The organism is bacterium, assembly GCA_026398675.1.
GTDB lineage: Bacteria > RBG-13-66-14 > RBG-13-66-14 > RBG-13-66-14 > RBG-13-66-14 > RBG-13-66-14.
In genome coordinates, this window is record JAPLSK010000196.1 from 1 (window position 1) to 8834 (window position 8834).

At 64.2% G+C, this 8834-nt stretch carries 10 protein-coding genes; 7 read left to right on the forward strand and 3 right to left on the reverse strand.

Going from position 1 to position 8834, the window contains the following annotated elements:
• Positions 1-214 precede the first annotated feature (214 nt).
• Together NTW26_06460 and NTW26_06465 are read right to left on the reverse strand one after the other, a co-directional pair.
• The gene (locus NTW26_06460) at positions 215-1135 is read right to left on the reverse strand and encodes a magnesium transporter CorA family protein (GenBank protein MCX7021899.1); all 921 of its coding nucleotides are present in this window, start codon (positions 1133-1135) and stop codon (positions 215-217) included.
• Between the two features lie 252 nt (positions 1136-1387).
• Entirely contained in the window at positions 1388-2098 is a 711-nt protein-coding gene (locus tag NTW26_06465; protein ID MCX7021900.1) for a hypothetical protein, read from the reverse strand.
• A gap of 70 nt (positions 2099-2168) precedes the next feature.
• On the opposite strand from NTW26_06465, the gene NTW26_06470 reads away from it, so the two are divergent.
• The 7 genes from NTW26_06470 (at position 2169) to NTW26_06500 (ending at position 7945) form a co-directional block, all read left to right on the forward strand.
• Positions 2169-2624, forward strand: a complete 456-nt coding sequence (locus NTW26_06470) for a hypothetical protein (protein MCX7021901.1) — start codon at positions 2169-2171, stop codon at positions 2622-2624.
• 122 nt (positions 2625-2746) lie between these two features.
• Positions 2747-3409 carry an indolepyruvate oxidoreductase subunit beta gene (locus NTW26_06475; GenBank protein MCX7021902.1) on the forward strand — a complete coding sequence of 221 codons (663 nt, stop codon included), beginning with the start codon at positions 2747-2749 and terminating at the stop codon, positions 3407-3409.
• A gap of 48 nt (positions 3410-3457) precedes the next feature.
• Complete coding sequence (locus NTW26_06480; GenBank protein ID MCX7021903.1) at positions 3458-3616, forward strand: rubredoxin; 159 nt, start codon at positions 3458-3460, stop codon at positions 3614-3616.
• A gap of 296 nt (positions 3617-3912) precedes the next feature.
• The gene (locus NTW26_06485; GenBank protein MCX7021904.1) at positions 3913-4074 is read left to right on the forward strand and encodes a rubredoxin; all 162 of its coding nucleotides are present in this window, start codon (positions 3913-3915) and stop codon (positions 4072-4074) included.
• Positions 4075-4332: 258 nt separating this feature from the next.
• Positions 4333-4863 (forward strand): DUF2284 domain-containing protein, encoded by a 531-nt coding sequence (locus NTW26_06490; protein ID MCX7021905.1) that lies wholly within the window; start codon positions 4333-4335, stop codon positions 4861-4863.
• A gap of 80 nt (positions 4864-4943) precedes the next feature.
• Positions 4944-5480: a rubrerythrin family protein gene (locus NTW26_06495; protein MCX7021906.1), complete on the forward strand. Its 537-nt coding sequence runs from the start codon at positions 4944-4946 to the stop codon at positions 5478-5480.
• 173 nt (positions 5481-5653) lie between these two features.
• Positions 5654-7945, forward strand: a complete 2292-nt coding sequence (locus NTW26_06500; protein ID MCX7021907.1) for a hypothetical protein — start codon at positions 5654-5656, stop codon at positions 7943-7945.
• Positions 7946-8409: 464 nt separating this feature from the next.
• Here the strand turns inward: NTW26_06500 and NTW26_06505 are convergent, their stop codons facing one another.
• Positions 8410-8712, reverse strand: coding sequence for a hypothetical protein (locus NTW26_06505; GenBank protein MCX7021908.1), 303 nt, complete (start codon positions 8710-8712; stop codon positions 8410-8412).
• Positions 8713-8834 lie beyond the last annotated feature (122 nt).

The window sequence follows — 8834 nt, forward strand, 5'->3', positions numbered from 1 at the left end:
AAGACGCCGAATCAAGCCTGGACAACATTCCGGAGGTATCCCCGCCGGCGCCCGAGGACGGCTCCACGGCCTACGACGAGGACGGCAACGCCTACCAGTACGACGAGTCAACCGGCGAGTGGGTGCCCGTGGATGGGGGCTAGAGTAGAAGCAATGCGAAAGGGAGCCGATACGGGCTCCCTTTTTTTATCCTGCCGTCGGACTACGGAAAGTGCTACTTGCGCCAGAAGCGCCAGACGACGAGGAAGATAACCGCGGCTAAAACGCTGAAGCCAACGATGATCGGCCAGGCGTAATCCAGTTGGGACAGGGGGATTTTGACGTTCATCGAGAAGGCGCTGACGACGAAGGTCGGGAGCATGATCGTCACGGTGAGGATCGTCAGGCGCTTCATGATGATGTTGAGGTTGTTGCTAACGATGGAGACGCGGGCGTCCATCAGGTTCGAGAGGATGTTGGAGTATATCTCCGACTGCTTCAGGGCCTGGTTGTTCTCGATGGCGATGTCTTCGAGAATCTCGACGTTGCGTTCCGAGAGATCTAGGCGGCGGGCGTTGACGCGCAATTTCTCGAGCACCATCGCGTTCTGGTTCAGCCCGTTAAGGATATAGACCAGGCTCTTCTCCAGGGTGAAAAGGTTCAAAAGGTACTTGTTGTCCATCGAGGCGCTGATCTTGTCCTCGATATCCTCGGCGACGACGTTGATCACCTTCAGGTGCCCGAGGAAGTGGTTGATCACCTCGTAGATCAGCCTGAGCATCACGTCGTTGAGTGTGGCGAGCTTGAAGGGCAGCTTGCCGTTGAGCAGGCTGATCTCCTGGGGGGCGACGATGATCAGCCGCTCCGGGGTGAGGAAGATGCCGATGGAGGTGACTTTGAAGAAGAACTCGTCCTCCGGGGCGTACTGGGTGGGCTCCTTGAGAATCATGGAGAGGATGCGGGCGTCCAGGTCGTACTCGAAGCGGCTCAGCTCGTCGGGGTCCAGGGCCGAGGAGAGGTTGTAGGAGTCTATGCCGTAGCGGTCCACCAGGGATTGTAGCTCGACGGTCGTGGGGGTGATGAATATCTGGAACGGACTCTGTTCTTGATCGGAGGGGATCAGGTTTCCATCGATGAATTGCAGGTTACGGACCATCGCTCACCTCCTGGGGTTACGGCCGGATCGGCCCGGAATGGGTCTGTCGGGGCGGGGTGGAGGAGGTCCGGGATAAAAAAGCGGAAACGGCCGACTGGTTAACCATGCTGCGACGTTTCCGGCGGGTTGACGCCCAAGTTGTTAAACGTTTTCTATCCCGCGGATCACCCCCAAGGGGGAATTATAGCTCACCGGCGGAAGGATAGGCAAACGAAAAATCGCCGCCTCCCGCCTCCGGTCGCCGCACGCCGCCTACATCCGCTCGACCACCGCCTCCACCACGTGCATCCAGTCGTTCTGCGCGTCCATCCACACCGGCCCGTTCGACGAATCGGACGAGTACCAGCAGGAATACGACCCCGGCGCCAGCGCGTTGGAGAGCCCGCTGGAAAGCTCCGTGTTCGAGCTCCAGCCGGGGTGGATGACCTCGCCCTCCCCCAGCTCCACGTCCCAGTCCGAGACGTCCACCTCGATCCACGCCGCGGCGGCCCCGCTCATGTTCATCGTCAGGGTGTGGAGCGGCTCTCCGACGGGTTTCATCGTCCCGTCCTGGCCCGAGTCGGCGTAGAGCATCACTTCCAGGAGCGGATCCGTGGCCTGCGCCTGGACGGAGACCATCGCCGGGTAGCCCGACCACAGGATGCGGTAGGCGACCAGCCGGCAATCGAAGGGCGCGGTGAACGTGGTCGCCAGGGGGTAGTACTCGTACCAGGAGTGGTCGTCGGCGTACTGCGGCCCCCAGGAGAGAATCCAGCGGCCCTGGGCGTCCTCGTAGACGAGCTGCCCGCCCTGGTCGTCGGCGGTTTGGCCGGTGGCGATCGAAGCGGTCGCCTCGGCCTCCATCATCGGCGTCCTGTCCGCCTCGGCCCTGGATTCCTCGACGGGGGCGGAGGGCGTCGGGGCGGGCGTCTGCGCCGCCGCAACGGTAACAATCAACGTTGCCAGTAAAATTGTGCTACGCATCTTTGACCTCCCAAGTGTTACTATTATACTCGATGTGTGTGTTTTTCATTTCAATTTGGGAGGGTAGACGATGCGGATTCTCACGGTTGCGTTAATTCTGGCGTTGGCGCTGACGGCGTCGGCGCAGGTGCGCGATTTCGGCCTCGGGCTCATCATAGGCGAGCCGACCGGCCTTTCGGCCAAGTGGAACTTCTCGCCCCCGTCCGCCATAGACTTCCACCTGGCCTGGTCCATCCTTGGGGGGGGCATCGCCGCCGGGGCGGACTATCTCTTCCACTTCGGCTGGCTGGAATCTCCCTGGCGGCCGTACCTGGGCGTCGGCGGGCGGATTGCCGTCTTCGAGGAAAATAAGGGCAAGTTCCCCGAGGGCGGGATGTACGTCTCCGGCCGGGGCCTGATCGGGGTCGAGTACCTCTTCCTGGAGGGGCACCTGGGGGCGTCGGCGGAGCTTGGCCTGGGGCTGTACTTAATTCCGGGGATGGGCTTCGATGTTTCCGGCGGCCTGGCCCTGCGGTACTATTTCTAGGAGTCACCAGGGTGAGGGTTACCTAAAAAGCGGCGGGGACTAAAGTCCCCGCCCTACATTTACGAAGGCTAGGTTGAGGGCTGCTTTTATAAACGGGAGGGTCAGGAGACCCTCCCCTACGTTTGAAGTGTGAACCGTTCGCCGCCTCCCCGTCTCATTTGCGTTCCGCGAGTTTACAGCCCGCGATTTTTATCCTAGACTTCCGCTTCATCGTCGGGGTCGGGGGCCAGGGTATCGGCGCCGCCTCCCGGGTGATAACCTCCGCGGCTAAGGCCGCCGGGGTCTCGGTGAGGAGCGTGGAGACCCACGGGCTGGCCCAGCGCGGCGGGGTGGTCGTCTCCACCGTGCGCATCGGCGGGACGCCCGATTCCAGCCCCCTCATCGCCCCGGGCGAGGCCGACGTCCTCTTCGCCCTGGAGCCGGTGGAGGCTTGGCGTTCGAGCCGTTACCTGCTCCGGGGCGGCGGCGTGCTCCTCAACACCTCGAAGATAGACCCGCTGTGGGTGCGGCTGGAGAGGGAGCCCTACCCGCCGGTGGAGGAGATTATCGCCGCGTTCAAGGGGTTCGCCGGGCGGGTCATCGCCCTGGACGCCACCGCCTTCGCCGTGGAGCGGGGGAGCTGGATTTCGTCCAACGCCGTTCTCTTGGGGGCGCTGGCGGCGTCGGGCGCCCTGCCATTCGACGGGCGGTTCATCGAGGAGGGGATAGGGGCCCAAAGCAAGCCCTCGCACCTCGAGCGCAACCTGGCCTGTTTCCGGCGCGGCTTGGAAGAAAAACCGCGCTGATCGTGAATTGGCCGTTCACCACACCGCCACGATAACCGAGGAGTCGGCATGGACAAGTACGAGTGCACCATCTGCGGCTACATCTACGATCCGAAGAAGGGCGACGCGGGCGGCGGCGTCAAGCCCGGCACCGCTTTCGCCGACCTGCCCGACGATTGGGTCTGCCCGGAGTGCGGGGCGGAAAAAGACGCCTTCGAGCGGATTTAAACTCAGCTCGCGGCACTTGTTCGGAAATTGACGCGGGTGTCCGTCGCGGAATCGGCACAGCGACCCGCCGGACGCCTTCGAGCGGATTTTTAAACCCGGCTCGCGGCGTTTTCTCGGGAAGCGAAACGGGCGTCAGCCGCGGAATCGGCCACGGCGCGCCGCGCATTTCCTTTCTTCAGTGAAAAAGGCTTGCTTTTTTCCAAAAGATGGCGATAATTCCCCTAGGCTCAGCCACGCATTGGGTGGAAGACGAACCGCGTCCAACCGGGGCCGAACGGTCCAGCCAAGGAGGCACATTGGAGAAGTACGAATGCACTGTTTGTGGTTACGTGTACAACCCCCGGCGCGGTGATCCGGCGGGTGACATCGAGCCCGGAACAAGCTTCGACGACCTTCCCGACGACTGGATCTGCCCGGAGTGCGGTGCCGACCTGGATGCCTTCGAGATTCTCGATTGAGATGTAAGTTTTTTTTCGAACGGGGCGGAGGCGTTGCGCCGACCGCCTTTTTTTCTGGGGGAATCTTCCCGGTGGTTCCCTGGCTTGTAATTTGATTGAGAGCGCGTCAAATTGTATATCCGCGTCAACTCGTGTAAAATATTTGAGACATAGCAGAGGACTTGGGTCCGAAGGAGCAACCCCCTCGATTGACGATGTGACCCATCCGGGGGTAAGCGTCCGGGTGCCAGGAGGCTTTCGCGTTTGCGAGATAGCGGGATGGATACCGTGAGTACTGGACCGACCGTACAAAACGAGAAATTCGACGCCTACGTCAAACATGCGCTGGAAATGAAGGCCAGGGACGTCAAGGTCATTCCGGCGGACACGGTGTCGGTCGAACAGTGGGTGAGGGAGAAGTGCCGCTTCGGATGCCGGGGGTACGGCAAGAGGTTGACCTGTCCACCCCACTCCCCCACACCGGAGGAGACGAAAAACGTAATCTCGGCGTACAAATGCGCGTTACTGATCCACGGCGACGAAAACACGCCGCTGAACAGCATCGTCGTGGTACTGGAGCGGGAGATGTTTCTAAACGGATTCGAGAAGGCTTTCGGAATGGGTGCCGGACCGTGCTATTTGTGCGACGAATGTGGCGATACGTGCAAGTATCCGGAAGAGGCCAGACCCTCCATGGAAGCATGCGGCATAGACGTCTTCTCCACCGTCAAGGCGCACGGGTTTCCCCTTGAGGTTCTCAAGGATGAGGGGTGCAAGCCCAATTACTATGGGCTGGTGCTGATAGAATGAATTTTAATCCCGTGGCGCGCCCGCGTTGCGGCACGGGTTTGCACACAAGAACCAACCCCTCACGCGAGGATTGACCCACGATGCACAAGATGACCGAGCAGAACCTCTGGGCCGCCTTCGCCGGCGAATCCCAAGCCCACGTGAAGTACGCCGCCTTCGCCGACGAGGCCTACAAGGCCGGCCTGGCCAACGTCGCCAAGCTCTTCCGCGCCGTCAGCTTCGCCGAGCGCGTCCACGCCACCAACCACCTCCGGGTGCTCGGGGGGCTGAAGGGCACGGGCGACAACCTCCAGACCGCCATTGACGGCGAGAACTTCGAGGTGGACGAGATGTACCCGGCCTACGACGCCGTGGCCAAGCTCCAGGGCGAGACGGACGCCGAGAGGAGCATCCACTTCGCCGTCGAGGCGGAGAAGATCCACGCCGTCATGTACGCCGACGCCAAGCGGTCCGTGGATTCCGGGAAAGACTGGGCCATCGGCGACGTCTACATCTGCCCCAACTGCGGCTACACGCACATCGTCTCCGCCGGCGACCCCCTGCCCGACTTCTGCCCGGTGTGCGCCTGGAAGAAGTCCACCTTCAAAAAGTTCTCGGGCTACGACGAGCTGGTGTAGGGGCCGACCTTTTGGTCGGCCCGCGTGCGACCGCAGAGGGTCGCCCCTACATCATTGCAATCGGGGGTGAGGGCTGTCTTGTAAAAAAAGCGGCGGGGTTAGGAAACCCCGCCCTACATATATTCAAGCTACGGCGGGTGTTATAATCGTCGGCTGTCGAGGAGGCCGTTAACGTGGCTGCGCGCGCCTACCGCTGGGTCGAACAGAGGGTGGTCCGGCTGCTGGACTACTTCGAGAGAGCGCCCGTCACCCTCGGGCGGGGGCTGGCGATTCTCGCCGCCACCTTCGCCTTCCGCAACGTCTTCGAGGCGCTGGCCGCCGGCGCGCCCCTCTACTACCCCGCCGCCTTCCTCGTCCACTTCCCCCTGGCCTACCTGCCCGGCATCGTGCTCATCCCCCTGGTCCTGGCGGCGCTCTCGGGCGAGCGGGTGGAGCGGGTGACGAAGGTACTCATCGCGGCCTGGGCGCTGACGATTCTCCCGCCGCTCTTCGAGCTCATCGCGGGCCATGCCGGGGCGCGGATCAGCTACCTGCCCATCCAGCCGGGGCGCTTCTGGTGGAGCGTCACCAATTACTTCAACCCGGGGGTGGAGTTCGAGGGGGCCACGGCGGGGGTGCGGCTCGAGGCGGCGCTGGGCGTGATTCTGGGCGGCTATTACGTCTACCTGAAGCGGAAGAAAATCTGGATCGCCCTGGTGAGCCTGCCGGTCATCTTCTTCGTGATGGTCAACGTCTTCAGCCTGCCCTACATCTTCCACCATCTACTGCGGGCCTGCGGGTCCGGCATCCCGCACGTGGCGGCGCTCTTCGGCACGCGGGGGATGGTCCTGCGTCCGGTGCTGGACCTGTCCGATTACTCCACGGCGCTGTTGGACCTCCTGTACCTGACGCCGCTCCTGGCCCTGTGGCTCCTGGTCTACGGATGGAAAAAGCTGAAGGAGGTCGCCCGGTGGGCCTTCCGCTTCGACACCGGCGGATTCGCCCTGGCGACGGGCGTCGGGTTGTGGCTGGGCTGGCGGGCGGTGGGCTCCGGGCTTCCCCTGGACAATCCGCTGGACTGGATGGCGATGCTCGGCGCGGTCCTGGCCGTGTTCCACGCCGCGCTGGGGATACGGATGCTCCTGCCGGCGGATTCAACGGGGGACAAGCCATCCAGCGTAAGCGACGGCCCGCTCACCGACCGGGAGCGGAGGAACGTCGGGGCGGTCTGCCTTCTCCTGGCCGCGGGCTACGCCGGGACGGTGAACTACTACCTGTTGGGGACGTTGGCGGTGTTCGCGGCGGCGCAGGCCTTCATCCACCTGCGCCCGTTGAATCTGCGGCGCGTCTGGCCGCTGTCGGGGCTCTTCATCGGGGTCTCGGCGGTCGCCGCCCTGGGCGTGGGACTGGCGGCGTTCATCGGCGGGGCGGTGACCACGGCGCTCCCCGGCGCGCTCACCTGGGGCGTGCCGGCCGTCGCGGTTCTCGGTGCGGGGGTGATGGAGCTGCGGCCGGAGGCGCTCGTGGGCGGCCTCTTGAAAAACGGCCGGCGCGTTTTCGCCGCGGTGACCGCGGGTGCGGGCATCCTCATCGCTATCCTGCTCCCGCAGCCTTTGTGGAGCCGGATCGCCCTGGCCGTCCTGGGAATAGGATTGGCCGTGCTGGTCCTCGCGCGGGGGGGAATGCCGCGCTGGGCCCACCTCGCCTGGCCGCTGGGGGCGCTGGCGGTTCTGGGCGGACCGTTGAGCGCGGGCGATGAGCCGGTGGTATTCAATGACCTGCCGCCCAACCCCGTCGCCGTCGCCGCGCTCGACGATGCGACGGACCTCGAGCGGAACAACCTCTACGCCCACGCGGCCCTCGAGTACGCCCGGGCGGTGGAGGCCGGTGACGAGCGGGCCCGCGTCCTCGGCCCCCTGGCCTTCAACCTGCGCCAGACCGGCAGGCTCGACGAGGCGGAGGCGGTACTCGAACGCTCGGTGACCCTCCACCCGGAGCACGCCCCGGCCCTGGTGGACCTGGCGGCGACGAAGGTCGCCCTGGGGAAAATCGCCGAGGGCGAGCGGCTGTACCTGCGCGCCCTCCGGCTCTGGCCGGACCTGATCCAGCCCCGGGTGGCCCTGGGGCGGCTGGCGCTGGACCGGGGATTATCGTACCGGGCGCGGGGGGAGCCGGAGCTGGCGGCGGAGTTCTTGGCGGAGGCGCTGGACTGGGCTCGGGGCGCGTACAACCTGGCGCCGGGCGACGATTCGGCGGCCGGGCTTCTGGCCGCGGTGCAGGAGGAGCTGGGGAATTTTTCCGAGGCCTACGCCCTGTGGGAGAAGCGGGCCCACGCGGCGCCCCTGGACCCCGGAGCCCGCGTCGCCCTGGCCCGGCTGGCTTATAAATTGGGAGAAATCGACACGGCGCGGGGGTGGATCGAGGAGGCCCGGTCGCTGGACCCCGGCTGCGAGGTGCCCCCCGGCCTCCGGGAGCTTCTCCGCTGACGCGGGTCCGGCATGTTAAAAGCGGTAGGCAATGTCCCCTCTCCCCTTTGAGGAGAGGCTCGCCTACGGGCTAGGGTGAGGGGCAGTGTTGGTAACGTAGATGCGGCGGGGATAGGAATCCCCGCCCTACGTCATCGCAGCGAGGAACGGGCCGGGGTGGGGGTGTAGCGGCCCCCTCTCCCTGTGGGAGATACGTCATCGCAACGGGCGGGATTGTGGTTGGAACGGTCTCCCTCTCCCTGTGGGAGAGGGATTAAGGGTGAGGGGTTCCGCATGTTCCCTCTCCCCTTTGGGGAGTGGGCTAGGGTGAGGGTCGGGGCCGGGAGCGTAAAGACAGCTACATCATAAAAAACGGGCCGACCTGAAGGTCGGCCCCTACGTCATCGCAGCGCCGGGTTACACATTTACATATATCCATCCGCTCTGGGGAAGGGACCGTGGTGGGGGGCGGAGCGTCGGCCCGCTTAAACCCCCAAACTCTTCCGGTAGGCCTCGAGGCGCTCCACGTGCCCCCGCTCCTCATCGAGAATCCGCTCCAGCCGATTCCGGTCTATCCCCCGCGCCACGTCCTTGACCGTCGCGAAAAAGCGTATCGTTTCACGCTCGAAGCCCAGGGCGACCTCCACGAGCGCCGCCGTGTCGCCCTTCGCGGCCAGCCCCTTCGCCGCCTCCGCGGTGGAGAGGGTGTGGTCGCGGACTAGGGCGTCCATGAAGTGCGAGGTCTGTTCGTCCAGGGGATCCCCACCTTCGGGCGCGGCTCGGAGCATCTCGGAAAAAACGGCGTAGTAAATTTATTCAGTACCCACCCGCCAATTCAGAGTCGGATTGAAAAACTAGAGCGCCTCAGCTTATAATTTACAATATATAGTGTTTTTTCTAACCCACACAT

Coding starts and splice junctions, on each gene's coding strand:
- NTW26_06495 (MCX7021906.1), top strand. CDS start 4,944: ATGCACAAGATGACCGAGCAGAACCTCTGGGCCGCCTTCGCCGGCGAA.
- NTW26_06465 (MCX7021900.1), bottom strand. CDS start 2,098: ATGCGTAGCACAATTTTACTGGCAACGTTGATTGTTACCGTTGCGGCG.
- NTW26_06505 (MCX7021908.1), bottom strand. CDS start 8,712: ATGCTCCGAGCCGCGCCCGAAGGTGGGGATCCCCTGGACGAACAGACC.
- NTW26_06490 (MCX7021905.1), top strand. CDS start 4,333: ATGGATACCGTGAGTACTGGACCGACCGTACAAAACGAGAAATTCGAC.
- NTW26_06460 (MCX7021899.1), bottom strand. CDS start 1,135: ATGGTCCGTAACCTGCAATTCATCGATGGAAACCTGATCCCCTCCGAT.
- NTW26_06480 (MCX7021903.1), top strand. CDS start 3,458: ATGGACAAGTACGAGTGCACCATCTGCGGCTACATCTACGATCCGAAG.
- NTW26_06470 (MCX7021901.1), top strand. CDS start 2,169: ATGCGGATTCTCACGGTTGCGTTAATTCTGGCGTTGGCGCTGACGGCG.